We start from the raw sequence: 19,763 nt of genomic DNA on the forward strand, positions 1-19,763 counted from the left end.
GCATCACGCGCCTGCTTCTACCTTCTTTATCTGGAGTTTTGCATGAGCATTGTTCAGCACCTGATCCACGGCGAGCTGGTTACCAAGGGTGAGCGCACCGCCGATGTCTTCAACCCGTCCACTGGCCAGGCTGTACGCAAGGTCGAGCTGGCCAGCCGCGCGACCGTGCAGGAAGCGATCGACTCCGCCAAGGCAGCCTTCCCGGCCTGGCGCAACACCCCGCCGGCCAAGCGCGCCCAGGTGATGTTCCGCTTCAAGCAACTGCTGGAGCAGAACGAAGCCAAAATCTCGCAGATGATCAGCGAAGAGCACGGCAAGACCCTGGAAGACGCAGCCGGTGAACTGAAGCGCGGCATCGAGAACGTCGAGTTCGCCTGCGCGGCGCCAGAAGTGCTGAAAGGCGAGTACAGCCGCAACGTCGGCCCGAACATCGACGCCTGGTCCGACTTCCAGCCACTGGGCGTGGTCGCGGGCATTACCCCGTTCAACTTCCCGGCCATGGTGCCGCTGTGGATGTACCCGCTGGCCATCGCCTGCGGTAACGCCTTCATCCTCAAACCTTCCGAGCGTGACCCGAGCTCCACGCTGTTCATTGCCCAGCTGCTGCTGGAAGCCGGCCTGCCGAAGGGCATCCTGAACGTGGTACACGGTGACAAGGAAGCAGTGGATGCGCTGATCGAAGCGCCAGAAGTGAAAGCACTGAGCTTTGTAGGTTCGACCCCGATCGCCGAGTACATCTATGCAGAAGGCACCAAGCGCGGTAAGCGTGTGCAGGCCCTGGGTGGTGCCAAGAACCACGCGGTGCTGATGCCGGATGCCGACCTCGACAACGCCGTCAGCGCACTGATGGGCGCGGCCTACGGTTCGTGCGGCGAGCGTTGCATGGCCATTTCGGTGGCTGTGTGCGTGGGCGACCAAGTGGCCGATGCACTGATTGCCAAGCTGGAACCACAGATCAAGGCGCTGAAGATTGGTGCAGGCACCTCGTGCGGTCTGGACATGGGCCCTCTGGTGACTGCGGCTGCTCGTGACAAGGTAGTGGGTTACATCGATGACGGTGTTGCTGCTGGCGCCAAACTGGTGGTGGACGGGCGCGGCTTCCGTGTGGCCGGTAATGAAGACGGTTACTTCGTGGGCGGCACCCTGTTCGACAAGGTGACCCCGGAGATGCGCATCTATAAAGAAGAGATCTTCGGCCCGGTGTTGTGCGTGGTGCGCGTGAACAGCCTGGAGCAGGCCATGCAGCTGATCAACGATCACGAGTATGGCAACGGTACCTGCATCTTCACCCGTGACGGTGAAGCGGCGCGCCTGTTCTGCGACGAGATCGAAGTGGGCATGGTGGGGGTGAACGTACCGCTGCCGGTGCCGGTGGCTTACCACAGCTTTGGTGGCTGGAAGCGTTCGCTGTTCGGTGACCTGCATGCCTATGGCCCGGACGGGGTGCGCTTCTATACCCGTCGCAAGGCAATTACCCAGCGTTGGCCGCAGCGTGCCAGCCATGAGGCATCGCAATTCGCATTCCCTAGCCTTTAAGGCAGGTAACTGAAGCGGGGAGGCCGGTAGGCCTCCCCGCTTTGTTTTTCAGCGATATTAAAGTTTCTTGAAATTAAGGGTTGACGCGCTTTCGAATCCCCTTATAATGCGCCCCACTTCCAGCGACATCGGAACGAAAAACTCCTTGGTATTCAACGGGTTAACTAGTTAAGGTGGAGTTGAAAGGGCTACGATCGAATGATCGCAAGCGGTTGAAATGGTGGTTGACAGCGGTTTTAAACGCTGTATGATTCGCCTCCCGCTACGAGAGATCGCAGCGAGCCAAGTGTTTGAAGCTAAACGAGTTTCTCGCAAAAAAACTTCAAAATAAACGCTTGACAGGCTCTGAGGAAGGCGTAGAATGCGCGCCTCGGTTGAGACGAAAAGCTCTTAACCAAACGCTCTTTAACAAATCGAATCAAGCAATTCGTGTGGGTGCTTGTGAGTACGGACTGGTAGTCAAAAAGATTATCAGCATCACAAGTGACCATGCGAGAAATCACATAGTCATTTGAGATTGCTGAGCCAAGTTTAGGGTTTCTTAAAAACCCAAGCAGTATTGAACTGAAGAGTTTGATCATGGCTCAGATTGAACGCTGGCGGCAGGCCTAACACATGCAAGTCGAGCGGATGACGGGAGCTTGCTCCTTGATTCAGCGGCGGACGGGTGAGTAATGCCTAGGAATCTGCCTGGTAGTGGGGGACAACGTTTCGAAAGGAACGCTAATACCGCATACGTCCTACGGGAGAAAGCAGGGGACCTTCGGGCCTTGCGCTATCAGATGAGCCTAGGTCGGATTAGCTAGTTGGTGGGGTAATGGCTCACCAAGGCGACGATCCGTAACTGGTCTGAGAGGATGATCAGTCACACTGGAACTGAGACACGGTCCAGACTCCTACGGGAGGCAGCAGTGGGGAATATTGGACAATGGGCGAAAGCCTGATCCAGCCATGCCGCGTGTGTGAAGAAGGTCTTCGGATTGTAAAGCACTTTAAGTTGGGAGGAAGGGCAGTAAGCTAATACCTTGCTGTTTTGACGTTACCGACAGAATAAGCACCGGCTAACTCTGTGCCAGCAGCCGCGGTAATACAGAGGGTGCAAGCGTTAATCGGAATTACTGGGCGTAAAGCGCGCGTAGGTGGTTTGTTAAGTTGGATGTGAAAGCCCCGGGCTCAACCTGGGAACTGCATCCAAAACTGGCAAGCTAGAGTACGGTAGAGGGTGGTGGAATTTCCTGTGTAGCGGTGAAATGCGTAGATATAGGAAGGAACACCAGTGGCGAAGGCGACCACCTGGACTGATACTGACACTGAGGTGCGAAAGCGTGGGGAGCAAACAGGATTAGATACCCTGGTAGTCCACGCCGTAAACGATGTCAACTAGCCGTTGGAATCCTTGAGATTTTAGTGGCGCAGCTAACGCATTAAGTTGACCGCCTGGGGAGTACGGCCGCAAGGTTAAAACTCAAATGAATTGACGGGGGCCCGCACAAGCGGTGGAGCATGTGGTTTAATTCGAAGCAACGCGAAGAACCTTACCAGGCCTTGACATGCAGAGAACTTTCCAGAGATGGATTGGTGCCTTCGGGAACTCTGACACAGGTGCTGCATGGCTGTCGTCAGCTCGTGTCGTGAGATGTTGGGTTAAGTCCCGTAACGAGCGCAACCCTTGTCCTTAGTTACCAGCACGTTATGGTGGGCACTCTAAGGAGACTGCCGGTGACAAACCGGAGGAAGGTGGGGATGACGTCAAGTCATCATGGCCCTTACGGCCTGGGCTACACACGTGCTACAATGGTCGGTACAGAGGGTTGCCAAGCCGCGAGGTGGAGCTAATCTCACAAAACCGATCGTAGTCCGGATCGCAGTCTGCAACTCGACTGCGTGAAGTCGGAATCGCTAGTAATCGCGAATCAGAATGTCGCGGTGAATACGTTCCCGGGCCTTGTACACACCGCCCGTCACACCATGGGAGTGGGTTGCACCAGAAGTAGCTAGTCTAACCTTCGGGAGGACGGTTACCACGGTGTGATTCATGACTGGGGTGAAGTCGTAACAAGGTAGCCGTAGGGGAACCTGCGGCTGGATCACCTCCTTAATCGACGACATCAGCCTGCTGATGAGCTCCCACACGAATTGCTTGATTCATTGTAAAAGACGATGCTGTAACGCAACCCTGTTATAGGTCTGTAGCTCAGTTGGTTAGAGCGCACCCCTGATAAGGGTGAGGTCGGCAGTTCAAATCTGCCCAGACCTACCATTACATGGTAAAGCCGTAGAATACGGGGCCATAGCTCAGCTGGGAGAGCGCCTGCCTTGCACGCAGGAGGTCAGCGGTTCGATCCCGCTTGGCTCCACCACTTACGCAGTAACAGTAGCTTGTCAGAACTTAGAAATGAGCATTCAGTTTGAATGTTGATTTCTGACTTTTGTCAGATCGTTCTTTAAAAATTCGGATATGTGATAGATATAGACTGATGACCAGTTTCACTGCTGGAAATCAGGCTAAGGTAAAATTTGTGAGTTCTGCTCAGTAATGAGCGAAATGCGAATTTTCGGCGAATGTCGTCTTCACAGTATAACCAGATTGCTTGGGGTTATATGGTCAAGTGAAGAAGCGCATACGGTGGATGCCTTGGCAGTCAGAGGCGATGAAAGACGTGGTAGCCTGCGATAAGCTTTGGGGAGTCGGCAAACAGACTGTGATCCAGAGATCTCTGAATGGGGGAACCCACTCAGCATAAGCTGAGTATCTTGTACTGAATACATAGGTGCAAGAGGCGAACCAGGGGAACTGAAACATCTAAGTACCCTGAGGAAAAGAAATCAACCGAGATTCCCTTAGTAGTGGCGAGCGAACGGGGACCAGCCCTTAAGTTGATTTGAGATTAGTGGAACGCTCTGGAAAGTGCGGCCATAGTGGGTGATAGCCCCGTACACGAAAATCTCTTGTCAATGAAATCGAGTAGGACGGAGCACGAGAAACTTTGTCTGAATATGGGGGGACCATCCTCCAAGGCTAAATACTACTGACTGACCGATAGTGAACCAGTACCGTGAGGGAAAGGCGAAAAGAACCCCGGAGAGGGGAGTGAAATAGAACCTGAAACCGTATGCGTACAAGCAGTGGGAGCCTACTTGTTAGGTGACTGCGTACCTTTTGTATAATGGGTCAGCGACTTATATTCAGTGGCGAGCTTAACCGAATAGGGGAGGCGTAGCGAAAGCGAGTCTTAATAGGGCGTTTAGTCGCTGGGTATAGACCCGAAACCGGGCGATCTATCCATGGGCAGGTTGAAGGTTAGGTAACACTGACTGGAGGACCGAACCGACTACCGTTGAAAAGTTAGCGGATGACCTGTGGATCGGAGTGAAAGGCTAATCAAGCTCGGAGATAGCTGGTTCTCCTCGAAAGCTATTTAGGTAGCGCCTCATGTATCACTGTAGGGGGTAGAGCACTGTTTCGGCTAGGGGGTCATCCCGACTTACCAAACCGATGCAAACTCCGAATACCTACAAGTGCCGAGCATGGGAGACACACGGCGGGTGCTAACGTCCGTCGTGAAAAGGGAAACAACCCAGACCGTCAGCTAAGGTCCCAAAGTCATGGTTAAGTGGGAAACGATGTGGGAAGGCTTAGACAGCTAGGAGGTTGGCTTAGAAGCAGCCACCCTTTAAAGAAAGCGTAATAGCTCACTAGTCGAGTCGGCCTGCGCGGAAGATGTAACGGGGCTCAAACCATGCACCGAAGCTACGGGTATCATCTTATGATGATGCGGTAGAGGAGCGTTCTGTAAGCCTGTGAAGGTGAGTTGAGAAGCTTGCTGGAGGTATCAGAAGTGCGAATGCTGACATGAGTAACGACAATGCGAGTGAAAAACTCGCACGCCGAAAGACCAAGGTTTCCTGCGCAACGTTAATCGACGCAGGGTTAGTCGGTCCCTAAGGCGAGGCTGAAAAGCGTAGTCGATGGAAAACAGGTTAATATTCCTGTACTTCCAGTTATTGCGATGGAGGGACGGAGAAGGTTAGGCCAGCCTGGCGTTGGTTGTCCAGGTTTAAGGTGGTAGGCTGAAATCTTAGGCAAATCCGGGATTTCAAGGCCGAGAGCTGATGACGAGTTGCCTTTAGGCGACGAAGTGGTTGATACCATGCTTCCAAGAAAAGCTCCTAAGCTTCAGATAACTGGGAACCGTACCCCAAACCGACACAGGTGGTTAGGTAGAGAATACCAAGGCGCTTGAGAGAACTCGGGTGAAGGAACTAGGCAAAATGGCACCGTAACTTCGGGAGAAGGTGCGCCGGCGAGGGTGAAGGACTTGCTCCGTAAGCCCATGCCGGTCGAAGATACCAGGCCGCTGCGACTGTTTATTAAAAACACAGCACTCTGCAAACACGAAAGTGGACGTATAGGGTGTGACGCCTGCCCGGTGCCGGAAGGTTAATTGATGGGGTTAGCGCAAGCGAAGCTCTTGATCGAAGCCCCGGTAAACGGCGGCCGTAACTATAACGGTCCTAAGGTAGCGAAATTCCTTGTCGGGTAAGTTCCGACCTGCACGAATGGCGTAACGATGGCGGCGCTGTCTCCACCCGAGACTCAGTGAAATTGAAATCGCTGTGAAGATGCAGTGTATCCGCGGCTAGACGGAAAGACCCCGTGAACCTTTACTATAGCTTTGCACTGGACTTTGAATTTGCTTGTGTAGGATAGGTGGGAGGCTTTGAAGTGGGGACGCCAGTTCTCATGGAGCCATCCTTGAAATACCACCCTGGCAACTTTGAGGTTCTAACTCAGGTCCGTTATCCGGATCGAGGACAGTGTATGGTGGGTAGTTTGACTGGGGCGGTCTCCTCCCAAAGAGTAACGGAGGAGTACGAAGGTGCGCTCAGACCGGTCGGAAATCGGTCGTAGAGTATAAAGGCAAAAGCGCGCTTGACTGCGAGACAAACACGTCGAGCAGGTACGAAAGTAGGTCTTAGTGATCCGGTGGTTCTGTATGGAAGGGCCATCGCTCAACGGATAAAAGGTACTCCGGGGATAACAGGCTGATACCGCCCAAGAGTTCATATCGACGGCGGTGTTTGGCACCTCGATGTCGGCTCATCACATCCTGGGGCTGAAGCCGGTCCCAAGGGTATGGCTGTTCGCCATTTAAAGTGGTACGCGAGCTGGGTTTAGAACGTCGTGAGACAGTTCGGTCCCTATCTGCCGTGGACGTTTGAGATTTGAGAGGGGCTGCTCCTAGTACGAGAGGACCGGAGTGGACGAACCTCTGGTGTTCCGGTTGTCACGCCAGTGGCATTGCCGGGTAGCTATGTTCGGAAGAGATAACCGCTGAAAGCATCTAAGCGGGAAACTTGCCTCAAGATGAGATCTCACTGGGATCTTGAATCCCCTAAAGGGCCGTCGAAGACTACGACGTTGATAGGTTGGGTGTGTAAGCGCTGTGAGGCGTTGAGCTAACCAATACTAATTGCCCGTGAGGCTTGACCATATAACACCCAAGCAATTTGCGCGTCAGAGCCGAATTGTGGTGGTGAAGATGATACGAACCGAAAGTTCGCAACCACAAATTCACATATCCGAATTCGCTAGAGTATCCATCTGGATCTTCTGGCAACAGAATTTCTTGACGACCATAGAGCATTGGAACCACCTGATCCCATCCCGAACTCAGCAGTGAAACGATGCATCGCCGATGGTAGTGTGGGGTTTCCCCATGTGAGAGTAGGTCATCGTCAAGATTCATTTCGCAAAACCCCTATCTGCACATGCAGGTAGGGGTTTTGTCTTTATGGCCCGAAAAAGCCAAGCTCTCACGCAAGTCTCGGCCTTGCCCAGATCCCTGTAGGAGCGGCTTTAGCCGCGAACACCGGCAAAGCCGGTGCCATCCTCCGCGTCGCTTGCTTCGCGGCTAAAGCCGCTCCCACAGGTCTCCCTCCCACAATTCGAGCCAGAACACTAGAATAGGCCCACGCACCTATTCAGAAGCGCTATATGCCAAACCCTGTCGAACCTGAAACCCTGGCCCAGTTGCCGCTGGACGAGCTTGTCGCCTGTCACGAATGCGACCTGCTGCTGCGCAAGCCCGTGCTCCAGCACGACGAAAAAGCCCAATGCCCGCGCTGCGGCTACGAGCTCTACGCTCACCGGCACAATGTGGTCAACCGCAGCCTGGCCTTGGTGCTGACCGCCCTGTTGCTTTTCGTGCCAGCCAATTTCCTGCCAATCATGCAGCTGCATCTGCTTGGCCAGACTTCGGACGACACCGTCTGGAGTGGTGTGCTGGGCCTGTACAACTCAGGAATGCGCGGCGTAGCCGTGGTGGTTTTCCTGTGTAGCATGGCCATCCCCCTGGCAAAACTGCTTTGCCAGTTGGCAGTGCTGCTGAGCATTCGCCTGAATATGGGGCGTAACTTCGGCCTGCTGTTCTACCGCATCTATCACCACCTGCGTGACTGGGGCATGCTCGAGGTCTATTTCATGGGTGTGCTGGTGGCCATCGTCAAGTTGGTGGACCTGGCCGAATTGACGGTGGGCCTGGGCCTGTTCTGCTTCATCAGCCTGCTATTGATCCAGGTGTGGCTCGAAGTGGTGATGTCACCTCACCAGATCTGGAGTGCGCTATCGGGGGAGGACCTGCATGCGGGCGATTGATGCGGGCATTCTTGTCTGCAATGAATGTCACGAGCTGAACCGGCAAGCGCCCGACAGTACTTCACAGACCTGTACGCGTTGCGGCGCCATCGTGCATGCGCGCCGGCCGAACAGCATCGTGCGCACCTGGGCGCTACTGATTGCTGCATCGATCCTGTACATCCCGGCCAACATGCTGCCGATCATGACCGTGAGTACGCTCGGTCAGGGCAGCCCTGACACGATCATGTCCGGCGTCATCACGCTGCTCAAGCACGGTATGGTGCCCATCGCGGCTGTGGTGTTCATTGCCAGTATCCTGGTGCCCACATTCAAGCTGGTGGGTATTGGCTTGCTGCTGTACTCCGTTCAGCGCCGGCAACCGCTGTCTGCCCGACAACGGATTTTGATGTACCGCTTTATCGAATTCATTGGGCGCTGGTCCATGCTGGATATCTTTGTCATTGCCATTTTGGTGGCGGTGGTGAATTTCGGCCGAATAGCCAGTGTCGAAGCCAACCTGGGCGCTGTCGCCTTCGCAACTGTGGTGATCCTGACAATGCTTGCCGCTTTAACTTTCGATCCCCGACTGATTTGGGATAACACGGAGTCGGATGACGACCATGAGTGACCTGCCAACGGCTAAAACCCGCCCAGCCTCGAACTGGTCGGCCATCTGGATCCTGCCTTTGATCGCCTTGATGATCGGTGGCTGGCTCGCGTGGCAAGCCTACCGTGATGCCGGTGTGCAAATTGAAGTCCGTTTCGAGTCAGGCGAGGGCATCGTCGCCAACAAGACTGAGGTGATCTACAAGGGCATGCCGGTTGGCAAGGTGGTGAGCCTGGTGCTCGACGCCAAGGGCGACAACCAGGGCGTGATCGCTACCATCGAGATGAACAAGGCCGCCGAGCCTCACCTGACCAAAGGCACGCGCTTCTGGCTGGTGAAGCCGAGTGTCAGCCTGGCGGGTATTTCCGGTCTTGAAACATTGGTATCGGGTAACTACATCGCCGTTAGCCCGGGGGAGGGGGAGCGCACCAAGCGCTTCACCGCATTGAAGGTGGCACCACCGCTCTCGGACACGGAGCCGGGCCTGCATCTGACGCTCAAGGCCGACAGGCTGGGCTCGCTCAACCGTGACAGCCCGGTGTTCTACAAGCAGATCCAGGTTGGCCGCGTAAAAAGCTACCGCTTGTCCGAGGACCAGAGCACTGTAGAGGTCAAAGTCTTCATCGAGCCAGCCTACGCCAGCCTGGTGCGCAAGCACACGCGTTTCTGGAACGCCAGTGGCGTCAGCATCGATGCTTCGCTTTCGGGTGTTAAGGTGCGCAGCGAGTCGCTGTCGAGCATCGTGGCCGGTGGTATCGCTTTTGCCACGCCGGAGTACCGCAAGGACAGCCCGCCCACCGACCCGAGCCTGCCGTTCCGTCTGTATGAAGACTTCGATGCAGCCCAGGCCGGTATCCGCGTCAAAGTGAAGCTGAGCGACTATGAAGGCCTGCAGGCAGGTCGCACGCCGGTCATGTACAAGGGCATCCAGGTGGGCTCGCTGAAAGCCCTGAAGATGGAGGACAACCTGGCCAGTGCATCAGCGGAGCTGACGCTGGACCCGCTGACCGAGGACTACCTGGTCGAAGGCACGCAGTTCTGGGTGGTCAAACCGTCGATTTCCCTGGCGGGTATCACCGGCCTTGAGGCGTTGGTCAAAGGTAACTACATCGCCATTCGCCCGGGCGAGAAGGGCGCACGGCCCGAGCGTGAGTTCGAGGCCCGCGCCAAGGCGCCGCCGCTCGACCTCAAGGCGCCGGGCCTGCACATGGTCTTGTTCGCCGACACCCTGGGTTCGCTGGAAATCGGCAGCCCGGTAATGTACCGCCAGGTGAAGGTGGGCAGCGTGCAGAGCTACCAGTTCGCCCGTAACAGCAACCGCATCCTCATCGGGGTACACATCGAGAAGGAGTACGAGAAGCTGGTCAACGGTTCGTCGCGCTTCTGGAACGTCAGTGGTATCACCCTGACGGGCGGCCTGTCGGGCATCAAGATCAAGAGTGAGTCGCTGCAAACGCTGATGGCCGGTGGTATCGCCTTCGACACGCCGCGGCCCGATGTGGCGCTCAAGCGCCATATTCCACGTTTCCGCCTGCATGATAGCCAAGAGGCGGTAAACCGCGCGGGTACCTTGATTACCATCCGCGTTGACCGGGCAGATGGCCTGAAGCCGGGCACGGCGATCCGCTTCCGTGGCCTGGATGTGGGCAGTATCGAAAGCGTCGACCTCACCGATGACCTGCAGGCGGTGCTTCTGCGCGCTCGCATTACCGAGTCGGCCGACCGTATCGCCCGTGTCGGGACGCAGTTCTGGGTGGTCAAGCCGGCTTTGGGCCTGGTACGCACCGAAAACCTCGACACCCTCGTGGGCGGCCAGTACCTGGAAGTGCAGCCGGCGGCCAAGGACCGTGGCCCGCAGCGCGATTTCATCGCCTTGGCTGATGCGCCGCAGGTGGCGGGGCCAGAGGTCGGTTTGCCATTGACGCTCAGTGCGCCACGCCGCGGCTCGATCAAGCCCGGTGTGCCGGTGACCTACCGTGAGGTGGCGGTGGGGAAGGTGACGGGCTTTGAGCTGGGCCAGAATGCCGACCGCGTGCTGATCCATATCCTTATCGAGCCACGCTATGCGGCTTTGGTGCGCAGTGGTAGCCGCTTCTGGAACAGCAGTGGCTTCGGTTTCGACTGGGGGCTGTTCAAGGGGGCTACGGTGCGTACCGAGTCGGTGGAAACCCTGATCGACGGTGGTATCGCGTTCGCTACGCCAGATGGCGAGCAAATGGGTAACCCGGCTCGGCCACAGCAGACCTTCGCCTTGTTCGACAAGGCCGAGGATGAATGGCTGCAGTGGGCGCCGAAGATTCAGATCGCCAAGTAACCCGAGGGCAACGCCGCCCTGCTTTGTGTAGAAGCGGCCTTGTGTCGCGATCGGGCTGCGCAGCGGCCCCTCGGTATTAGCCTCTACGCTGATATTGCTGGGGCTGCTGTGCAGCCCGATCGCGACACAAGGCCGCTCCTACACAAGGCGGGTCGGCGCTGGTATACAAATCACAGGCAACAAAAAGCCGACCCTAGGGTCGGCTTTTCGACTAGCACGTCGCTTAGGCAGCTGCAGCTTCTTTCAGCGCCTTGATGTGGCCATTCAGACGGCCTTTGTGACGAGCAGCCTTGTTCTTGTGGATGATACCTTTGTCGGCCATACGGTCGATTACAGGTACAGCCAGAACGTAAGCGGCTTGCGCTTTTTCGGCGTCTTTTGCGTCGATGGCTTTAACTACATTCTTGATGTAGGTGCGGACCATGGAACGCAGGCTGGCGTTGTGGCTGCGACGCTTCTCAGCCTGTTTTGCACGTTTCTTGGCGGAAGGTGTGTTGGCCACCGTCGAGCTCCTCGAAAGACTTTAGGTAAATAGCAAACAAAATAGGCCGCGAATCATGCCGATCAGTCGACCGGATGTCAAGGCCACCTGCAAGGTTCCGCCGAGCGGTGCGCCAACAAGCGGGAAAGATTCCTTTCTGCTGCGCGACCTGTACACTCGGGAATTTTTGGCTCCCCTGCGAAGGCGCGGGAGTATCGCACATTCGGACGCTGTCTGGCAGCGTCCTCTGTCATTGGCGTGAATCTTTTCGATGAACCTGCTCAAATCCCTGGCTGCAGTAAGCTCGATCACCATGATTTCGCGGGTGCTGGGCTTTGTTCGCGACACCATCCTGGCCCGCATCTTTGGTGCTGGCGTTGCCACTGATGCCTTCTTTATCGCGTTCAAGCTGCCCAACCTGCTGCGACGCATCTTTGCCGAAGGTGCGTTCTCCCAAGCGTTCGTGCCGATTCTGGCTGAATACAAGACCCAGCAAGGCGAGGAAGCGACGCGCACCTTTATCGCTTATGTCAGCGGTCTTTTGACCTTGGTCCTGGCCTTGGTGACTGCCATCGGCATCCTCGCGGCGCCGTGGGTGGTGTGGGCGACAGCCCCGGGCTTTGTCGACAGCGCGGAAAAATACGAGCTGACCACTGCGCTGTTGCGGGTGACTTTTCCTTATATATTGCTGATCTCGCTGTCTTCACTGGCCGGGGCGATCCTCAATACCTGGAACCGTTTTTCGGTACCCGCCTTCACCCCAACCCTGCTGAACGTGGCGATGATCGCCTTCGCCGTGCTGCTGACGCCGTACTTCGACCCGCCGATCATGGCTTTGGCCTGGGGTGTGCTGGCCGGTGGCCTGGCGCAGTTGCTGTACCAGCTGCCAGCGCTGAGAAAGATCGGCATGCTCGTGCTGCCGCGCCTGAACCTCAAGGACGCGGGTGTATGGCGGGTGCTGAAGCAGATGCTGCCGGCGATTCTCGGGGTTTCGGTAAGCCAGATTTCGCTGATCATCAACACCATCTTCGCCTCCTTCCTGGTGGCCGGCTCGGTGTCGTGGATGTACTACGCCGACCGCCTCATGGAGCTGCCCTCGGGCGTGTTGGGCGTGGCCCTGGGCACCATCTTGCTGCCGACCCTGGCCAAGACCTACGCCAACAAGGACCGCGAGGAATACTCGCGGATTCTCGACTGGGGCCTTCGCCTGTGCTTCCTCCTGGTGCTGCCGTGCACCCTGGCATTGGCCATTCTTGCCGAGCCACTGACCGTTGCGCTCTTTCAATATGGCAAGTTCAGTGCGTTTGATGCGGCCATGACGCAGCGGGCGCTGATGGCGTATTCCGTAGGCTTGCTGGCGATCATTCTGGTCAAGGTACTGGCACCCGGCTTCTATGCGCAGCAGAATATCCGCACGCCAGTGAAAATCGCGATATTCACCCTGGTCTGTACCCAGTTGTTCAACCTTGCCTTGGTCGGCCCGCTTGCGCATGCCGGCCTGGCATTGGCGATCAGCCTGGGTGCCTGCCTGAATGCCGGCTTGCTGTTCTGGAAGCTGCGCAGTCAGCAGTTGTTCCAGCCGCAGCCAGGCTGGGCAGTGTTCCTGCTCAAGCTGGTTTTGGCGGTGACGCTGATGTCGGCTGTACTGCTGGCAGGCATGCACTATATGCCGGCCTGGGAGCAGGGCATCATGTTGGAGCGCTTCCTGCGGCTTGGGGCGTTGATCCTGGCAGGTGTCGTGACGTATTTCGGCTGCCTGTACCTGTGCGGCTTCCGGCCCCGGCATTTCGCCCGCAAGGCCCTGCACTGAGGCTTCGGACGGGTCAGGCGTCGGTTTTTCACATTCCACGCCGCCCTTGGGCGCTGCTGCCTGTCACCAGCGCCCGGGTGTGGTTATAATCGGCCACTTTATGAGCAAGAAGCGCGTTATGCAGCTGGTTCGAGGTCTTCACAACCTGCGCCCCGAGCACCGGGGCTGTGTCGCCACCATTGGCAACTTCGACGGGGTTCACCGCGGCCACCAGGCAATCCTGGCGCGCCTGCGCGAGCGCGGCCAGGCGTTGGGCCTGCCGACCTGTGTGGTGATCTTCGAACCGCAACCGCGCGAGTATTTTGCCCCCGATACCGCACCGGCGCGTCTGGCACGCCTGCGCGACAAGGTCGAGCTACTGGCCGCCGAGGGTATCGACCGGGTGCTGTGCCTGGCGTTCAACCAGCGGCTGAGCAAGCTCAGCGCCGATGCCTTCGTCAAGGCCATCCTGGTTGACGGCCTGGGTGTGCGTCACCTTGAAGTGGGTGACGACTTCCGCTTTGGCTGTGACCGCGCCGGTGACTTCGCCTTCCTGGTCGAGGCCGGCAAGCAGTACGGCTTCACCGTCGAGGCCGCCAATACGGTGATCCAGGACGGCCTGCGGGTCAGCAGCACCGAAGTGCGCAAAGCGCTGTCCGAGGGCAACTTCGAGCTGGCCGAGCACCTGCTGGGCCGCCCGTACAGCATCACCGGCCGCGTGCTGCATGGCCAGAAGCTGGCCCGCCAGCTTGGCACACCTACCGCCAACATCCAGCTCAAGCGCCGCCGCGTGCCGCTGTCCGGGGTCTACCTGGCCAGCATCGAGATCGACGGCAAGGCCTGGCCGGGTGTCGGCAATATCGGCGTGCGCCCAACCGTTGCCGGTGATGGGCGCCCGCACCTGGAGATTCATCTGCTGGATTATGCCGGCGACCTTTACGGCCGGCGCCTGACGGTGGAGTTCCACCACAAGCTGCGTGAAGAGCAGCGATTCGCCTCCCTGGAGGCGCTGAAGTCGGCGATCGATGCGGATATCGCCGCCGCACGTGCACATTGGCACGCTCAACCGCTAACGAAGAGCCTGAAATGACCGACTACAAAGCCACGCTTAACCTTCCGGACACCGCCTTCCCCATGAAGGCCGGCCTGCCTCAGCGCGAACCGCAGATCCTGCAGCGCTGGGACAGCATTGGCCTGTACCAGAAGCTGCGCGAAATTGGCAAGGATCGTCCCAAGTTCGTCCTGCACGACGGCCCGCCCTATGCCAACGGCAAGATTCACATCGGTCATGCGCTGAACAAGATCCTCAAGGACATGATCGTCCGTTCCAAGACCCTGGCCGGCTTCGATGCGCCGTACGTGCCGGGCTGGGACTGCCATGGTCTGCCGATCGAGCACAAGGTCGAGGTAACCCACGGCAAGCACCTGTCCGCCGACCGCACCCGCGAGCTGTGCCGCGAGTATGCTGCCGAGCAGATCGAAGGGCAGAAGACCGAGTTCATCCGCCTGGGTGTGCTGGGTGACTGGGACAACCCTTACAAGACCATGAACTTCGCCAACGAGGCCGGCGAAATCCGCGCTCTGGCCGAAATGGTCAAGCAAGGCTTCGTGTTCAAGGGCCTCAAGCCTGTGAACTGGTGCTTCGATTGCGGTTCGGCGCTGGCCGAGGCCGAGGTCGAGTACGCCGACAAGAAATCCCAGACCATCGACGTGGCCTTCCCGGTTGCCGACGAGGCCAAGCTGGCCGCTGCTTTCGGCCTGGATGCGCTGGCCAAGCCAGCCGCCATCGTGATCTGGACCACCACCCCGTGGACCATCCCGGCCAACCAGGCGCTGAACATCCACCCGGAGTTCAAATACGCCTTGGTCGATACCGGTGAGCGCCTGCTGGTGCTGGCAGAAGAGCTGGTCGAGTCGTGCCTCAAGCGCTACAACCTGGAAGGCTCGGTTATCGCTACCGCGCAAGGTTCGGCCCTGGAGCTGATCAATTTCCGCCACCCGTTCTACGACCGCCTGTCGCCGATCTACCTGGCTGACTACGTCGAGCTGGGCGCCGGTACCGGCGTGGTGCACTCGGCGCCAGCCTACGGTGAAGACGACTTCGTCACCTGCAAGCGCTACGGCATGGTCAATGACGACATCCTCACCCCGGTGCAGAGCAACGGTGTGTACGTGGACTCGCTGCCATTCTTCGGCGGCCAGTTCATCTGGAAGGCCAACCCGGCCATCGTCGAGAAGCTGAGCGAAGTCGGTGCGTTGATGCACACCGAAACCATCAGCCACAGCTACATGCACTGCTGGCGCCACAAGACCCCGCTGATCTACCGCGCCACCGCGCAGTGGTTCGTGGGCATGGACAAGCAGCCTTCCACTGGCGAGCCGCTGCGTGAGCGCGCGCTGAAGGCCATCGAAGAGACCAAGTTCGTACCGGCCTGGGGCCAGGCGCGTCTGCATTCGATGATCGCCAACCGCCCGGACTGGTGCATCTCGCGTCAGCGCAACTGGGGTGTACCGATCCCGTTCTTCCTGCACAAGCAAACCGGCGAGCTGCACCCGCGCACCGTCGAGCTGATGGAAGCGGTGGCCAAGCGCGTCGAACAGGAAGGCATCGAAGCCTGGTTCAAGCTGGACGCTGCCGAGCTGCTGGGCGCTGAAGCCGACCAGTACGACAAGATCGCCGACACCCTCGACGTGTGGTTCGACTCGGGCACCACCCACTGGCACGTACTGCGTGGCTCGCACGACATCGGCCATGCCACCGGCCCGCGCGCCGACCTGTACCTGGAAGGTTCCGACCAGCACCGTGGCTGGTTCCACTCTTCCTTGCTGACCGGTTGCGCCATCGACAACCATGCGCCTTACCGCGAGCTGCTGACCCACGGCTTCACCGTGGACGAGAACGGTCGCAAGATGTCCAAGTCGCTGGGTAACACCATCGAGCCGGAGAAGGTCAACAACACCCTGGGTGCCGACATCCTGCGTCTGTGGGTTTCCGCTACCGACTACTCCGGTGAAATGGCGGTTTCCGAGCAGATCCTGCAGCGCAGCGCCGACGCCTACCGCCGTATCCGCAATACCGCACGCTTCCTGCTGTCCAACCTGTCCGGCTTCGACCCGGCCCGCGACCTGCTGGCCCCGGAAGACATGCTGGCACTGGACCGCTGGGCCGTGGACCGCACCCTGTTGCTGCAACGCGAGCTGGAAGAACACTACAGCGAGTACCGTTTCTGGAACGTCTACTCCAAGGTGCACAACTTCTGCGTGCAGGAGCTGGGCGGCTTCTACCTCGACATCATCAAGGACCGCCAGTACACCACCGGCGCCAACAGTGTCGCCCGCCGTTCCTGCCAGACCGCGCTGTACCACATCAGCGAAGCGCTGGTGCGCTGGATCGCGCCGATCCTGGCCTTCACCGCCGATGAAATCTGGCAGTACCTGCCGGGCGAGCGCAACGAGTCGGTGATGCTCAACGGCTGGTACCAGGGCCTGAGCGAACTGCCGGAAGGCACCGAGCTGGACCGCGCCTACTGGGACCGCGTGATGGCAGTGAAGGCCTCGGTCAACAAGGAGCTGGAAAACCAGCGTACCGCCAAGGTCATCGGCGGCAACCTGCAGGCCGAAGTCACCCTGTACGCCGACGAAGGCCTGAGCGCCGACCTGGGCAAGCTGGGCGACGAACTGCGCTTCGTGCTGATCACGTCGGCCGCCAGCGTGGTGCCGTTCGTGCAGGCGCCAGCGGATGCTGTGGCCACCGAAGTCGAAGGCCTCAAGCTGAAAGTGGTCAAGTCCGGTCACGCCAAGTGCGGCCGTTGCTGGCACTTCCGCGCCGACGTCGGCAGCCACCCGGAGCACCCGGAAATCTGCAGCCGTTGCGTCGACAACCTGAGCGGTTCGGGCGAGGTGCGTCACTATGCCTAACCCGGCAGTGGGGCGCTTCGGGCGCCTTGCATGGCTTTGGCTGAGCTTGCTGGTCCTGGTCCTCGACCAGGCCACCAAGCTGTATTTCAACAATGCCTTGACCATGTACCAGCAGATTGTCGTCATCCCGGACTACTTCAGCTGGACCTTGGCCTACAACACTGGCGCCGCCTTCAGCTTCCTGGCGGAAAGCTCGGGCTGGCAGCGCTGGCTGTTCGCCCTGATCGCCGTGGTGGTCAGTGCGGTGCTGGTGGTGTGGCTCAAGCGCCTGGGGCGCAACGAGACCTGGCTGGCTGTGGCGCTGTCGCTGGTGCTAGGTGGCGCGATCGGCAACCTGTACGACCGCGTCGTGCTGGGCCATGTGGTCGACTTCATCCTGGTGCACTGGCAGAACCGCCATTACTTCCCGGCCTTCAACCTGGCCGACAGTGCCATTACCGTTGGTGCGGTGATGCTGGCGCTGGATATGTTCAAGAGCAAGAAGTCCGAGGATCCGGTCCATGACTGACACCCGTATCGGCCAGAACACCGAAGTCACCCTGCACTTCGCGCTGCACCTGGAAAACGGCGACACCGTCGACAGCACGTTCGACAAGGCCCCGGCCACCTTCAAGGTGGGCGACGGCAACCTGCTGCCAGGTTTCGAAAATGCGCTGTTCGGCTTCAAGGCCGGTGACAAGCGTACTGTGGTGGTGGCCCCGGAGAACGCCTTCGGCCAGCCCAACCCGCAAAACGTGCAAGTCATGCCGCGGTCCAACTTCGAAGGCATGGAGCTGTCCGAAGGGCTGCTGATCATCTTCAACGACGCCGCCAACACCGAGCTGCCGGGTGTGGTCAAAGCGTTCGATGACGACCAGGTGACCATCGACTTCAATCACCCACTGGCTGGCAAGACCCTGACCTTCGAGGTGGAGATCCTCGGGGTGAAGGCCCTGTAAGCCTGGAGCCGAGCATGCAAATCAAACTCGCCAACCCTCGCGGCTTCTGCGCGGGGGTCGACCGGGCGATCGAGATCGTCAACCGCGCGCTGGAAGTTTTCGGCCCGCCGATCTATGTGCGACACGAAGTGGTGCACAACAAGTTCGTGGTGGAAGACCTGCGCAACCGCGGTGCCATCTTCGTCGAAGAGCTGGACCAGGTGCCGGACGATGTCATCGTCATCTTCAGTGCCCACGGTGTTTCCCAGGCTGTGCGCCAGGAAGCGGCAGGCCGTGGCCTGAAAGTGTTCGATGCCACCTGCCCGCTGGTGACCAAGGTGCATATCGAGGTGGCCAAGTACAGCCGCGACGGCCGTGAGTGCATTCTCATCGGCCACGAAGGGCACCCGGAAGTCGAAGGCACCATGGGCCAGTACGACGCCAGCAACGGTGGCTCCATCTACCTCGTCGAAGACGAAGAGGATGTGGCCAAGTTGCAGGTGCGCGACCCGGACCACCTGGCCTTCGTGACCCAGACCACGTTGTCGATGGACGACACCAGCCGCGTCATCGACGCCCTGCGTGCACGCTTCCCGAACATCGGTGGCCCGCGCAAGGACGACATCTGCTACGCCACCCAGAACCGCCAGGATGCCGTGAAGCAACTGGCCGGTGAATGCGACGTGGTGCTGGTGGTGGGCAGCCCGAACAGCTCCAACTCCAACCGCTTGCGCGAGCTGGCCGAGCGTATGGGCACCCCGGCTTACCTGATCGACGGTGCTGAAGACCTGCAACAAGGTTGGTTCGACCAGGCCGCTCGAATCGGCATCACCGCCGGTGCTTCTGCCCCAGAAGTGCTGGTGCGTGGCGTGATCGAGCAGCTCAAGGCCTGGGGCGCTACTGGTGCTGAAGAGCTGGATGGGCGGGAAGAGAACATCACGTTCTCGATGCCAAAAGAACTGCGGGTTCGTTCGCTGATCTGATCAATGGCCTGCGCACAGGGAAACCTTTTCCGGTTCACCTGTGCGCAGTCTGATTCGCCCGGTGGAAGCCATTACCACCTGAGTTAAGCTGGTTGCGGCGCTTTTCTCGCAGAGCTCCAGCGTGCCTCCTGTCTTGCCCAGTGGGACACCCAGTGCGCCGAACCTGATCTGATCGCCTGTATTGGCCATGATCCTTATGGGCCTTGAAAGACGTTGTTCGCGCAATACCTGCTTATTGTGCTCCAGCAACACACGCCATCCTTTTCCCCAATCGCTCTCAACGCTCTGGACCAGCACGTTCTGGCCCTGCAGCAGCGCATGGCTGCGAGCACTGCGCAGTGCCTGCGCCAAATCTCGGGCAGCTGCTGCCCTGTGTAGGTCATCAGTCATTCTGGCGTAAGCCGGCATACCGAGCTGTGTCATCAAGACGGCCACGGCCAAGGCCGACAACATTTGAATCAGTGTTACGCCACGTTGCTTCACCGTGCATTCCTCCCTGGAAGTGCTTGGCTATAGCTTCAGGTTCATCGGCCAAGCCGTCTAGTCGGCCCGGTTCAGGGCTATTGCGGGAAAAGTCG

The 19,763-nt window shown here is 58.7% G+C and carries 12 protein-coding genes, 2 tRNA genes and 3 rRNA genes; 15 read left to right on the forward strand and 2 right to left on the reverse strand.

Going from position 1 to position 19,763, the window contains the following annotated elements:
• Positions 1-42: 42 nt before the first annotated feature.
• The 9 genes from QQ992_RS03325 to QQ992_RS03365 all read left to right on the forward strand — a co-directional run bounded on the left by QQ992_RS03325 (position 43) and on the right by QQ992_RS03365 (position 11,097).
• Positions 43-1,536, forward strand: a complete 1,494-nt coding sequence (locus QQ992_RS03325) for a CoA-acylating methylmalonate-semialdehyde dehydrogenase (RefSeq protein ID WP_014861053.1) — start codon at positions 43-45, stop codon at positions 1,534-1,536.
• 561 nt (positions 1,537-2,097) lie between these two features.
• A 16S ribosomal RNA gene (locus QQ992_RS03330) occupies positions 2,098-3,634 on the forward strand.
• An 85-nt stretch (positions 3,635-3,719) separates the two neighbouring features.
• Positions 3,720-3,796, forward strand: a tRNA-Ile gene (locus QQ992_RS03335).
• A gap of 24 nt (positions 3,797-3,820) precedes the next feature.
• Positions 3,821-3,896, forward strand: a tRNA-Ala gene (locus QQ992_RS03340).
• 243 nt (positions 3,897-4,139) lie between these two features.
• Positions 4,140-7,031, forward strand: a 23S ribosomal RNA gene (locus QQ992_RS03345).
• A gap of 134 nt (positions 7,032-7,165) precedes the next feature.
• Positions 7,166-7,281: ribosomal RNA gene (gene rrf / locus QQ992_RS03350) — 5S ribosomal RNA — on the forward strand.
• The 16S, 23S and 5S rRNA genes sit together here with 2 tRNA genes alongside, the layout of an rRNA operon.
• 253 nt (positions 7,282-7,534) lie before the next feature.
• Positions 7,535-8,194 carry a paraquat-inducible protein A gene (locus QQ992_RS03355; protein WP_060501360.1) on the forward strand — a complete coding sequence of 220 codons (660 nt, stop codon included), beginning with the start codon at positions 7,535-7,537 and terminating at the stop codon, positions 8,192-8,194.
• A complete protein-coding gene (locus tag QQ992_RS03360; protein WP_119368743.1) occupies positions 8,181-8,804 on the forward strand; it encodes a paraquat-inducible protein A in 624 nt (207 codons plus the stop codon). The genes QQ992_RS03355 and QQ992_RS03360 overlap by 14 nt, the downstream gene beginning before the upstream one ends.
• The gene (locus tag QQ992_RS03365; protein ID WP_025754944.1) at positions 8,797-11,097 is read left to right on the forward strand and encodes a PqiB family protein; all 2,301 of its coding nucleotides are present in this window, start codon (positions 8,797-8,799) and stop codon (positions 11,095-11,097) included. The genes QQ992_RS03360 and QQ992_RS03365 overlap by 8 nt, the downstream gene beginning before the upstream one ends.
• A 223-nt stretch (positions 11,098-11,320) precedes the next feature.
• Here the strand turns inward: QQ992_RS03365 and rpsT are convergent, their stop codons facing one another.
• The gene (gene rpsT, locus QQ992_RS03370) at positions 11,321-11,599 is read right to left on the reverse strand and encodes a 30S ribosomal protein S20 (RefSeq protein ID WP_003247625.1); all 279 of its coding nucleotides are present in this window, start codon (positions 11,597-11,599) and stop codon (positions 11,321-11,323) included.
• Between the two features lie 250 nt (positions 11,600-11,849).
• Between rpsT and murJ the strand changes: the two genes are divergently transcribed.
• The 6 genes from murJ to ispH all read left to right on the forward strand — a co-directional run bounded on the left by murJ (position 11,850) and on the right by ispH (position 19,185).
• Positions 11,850-13,388, forward strand: coding sequence for a murein biosynthesis integral membrane protein MurJ (murJ, locus tag QQ992_RS03375; RefSeq protein ID WP_286112215.1), 1,539 nt, complete (start codon positions 11,850-11,852; stop codon positions 13,386-13,388).
• 118 nt (positions 13,389-13,506) lie between these two features.
• On the forward strand, positions 13,507-14,457 hold the full coding sequence (ribF, locus tag QQ992_RS03380) for a bifunctional riboflavin kinase/FAD synthetase (protein ID WP_060501367.1): 951 nt from the start codon (positions 13,507-13,509) through the stop codon (positions 14,455-14,457).
• Complete coding sequence (ileS, locus tag QQ992_RS03385) at positions 14,454-17,285, forward strand: isoleucine--tRNA ligase (protein ID WP_286112216.1); 2,832 nt, start codon at positions 14,454-14,456, stop codon at positions 17,283-17,285. Before ribF ends, ileS begins: the two co-directional genes overlap by 4 nt.
• Positions 17,278-17,793 carry a signal peptidase II gene (lspA, locus tag QQ992_RS03390; RefSeq protein ID WP_027615833.1) on the forward strand — a complete coding sequence of 172 codons (516 nt, stop codon included), beginning with the start codon at positions 17,278-17,280 and terminating at the stop codon, positions 17,791-17,793. Before ileS ends, lspA begins: the two co-directional genes overlap by 8 nt.
• The gene (gene fkpB, locus QQ992_RS03395) at positions 17,786-18,223 is read left to right on the forward strand and encodes an FKBP-type peptidyl-prolyl cis-trans isomerase (protein WP_016713411.1); all 438 of its coding nucleotides are present in this window, start codon (positions 17,786-17,788) and stop codon (positions 18,221-18,223) included. The genes lspA and fkpB overlap by 8 nt, the downstream gene beginning before the upstream one ends.
• A 14-nt stretch (positions 18,224-18,237) precedes the next feature.
• A complete protein-coding gene (ispH, locus tag QQ992_RS03400) occupies positions 18,238-19,185 on the forward strand; it encodes a 4-hydroxy-3-methylbut-2-enyl diphosphate reductase (protein WP_016713410.1) in 948 nt (315 codons plus the stop codon).
• On the opposite strand, the gene QQ992_RS03405 is transcribed toward ispH, so the two are convergent.
• Positions 19,186-19,668 (reverse strand): GspH/FimT family pseudopilin, encoded by a 483-nt coding sequence (locus tag QQ992_RS03405; protein WP_286112217.1) that lies wholly within the window; start codon positions 19,666-19,668, stop codon positions 19,186-19,188.
• Between the last annotated feature and the right edge of the window lie 95 nt (positions 19,669-19,763).

Origin of the sequence: Pseudomonas kurunegalensis, assembly GCF_030291635.1 — a bacterium.
Classification (GTDB): domain Bacteria; phylum Pseudomonadota; class Gammaproteobacteria; order Pseudomonadales; family Pseudomonadaceae; genus Aquipseudomonas; species Aquipseudomonas monteilii.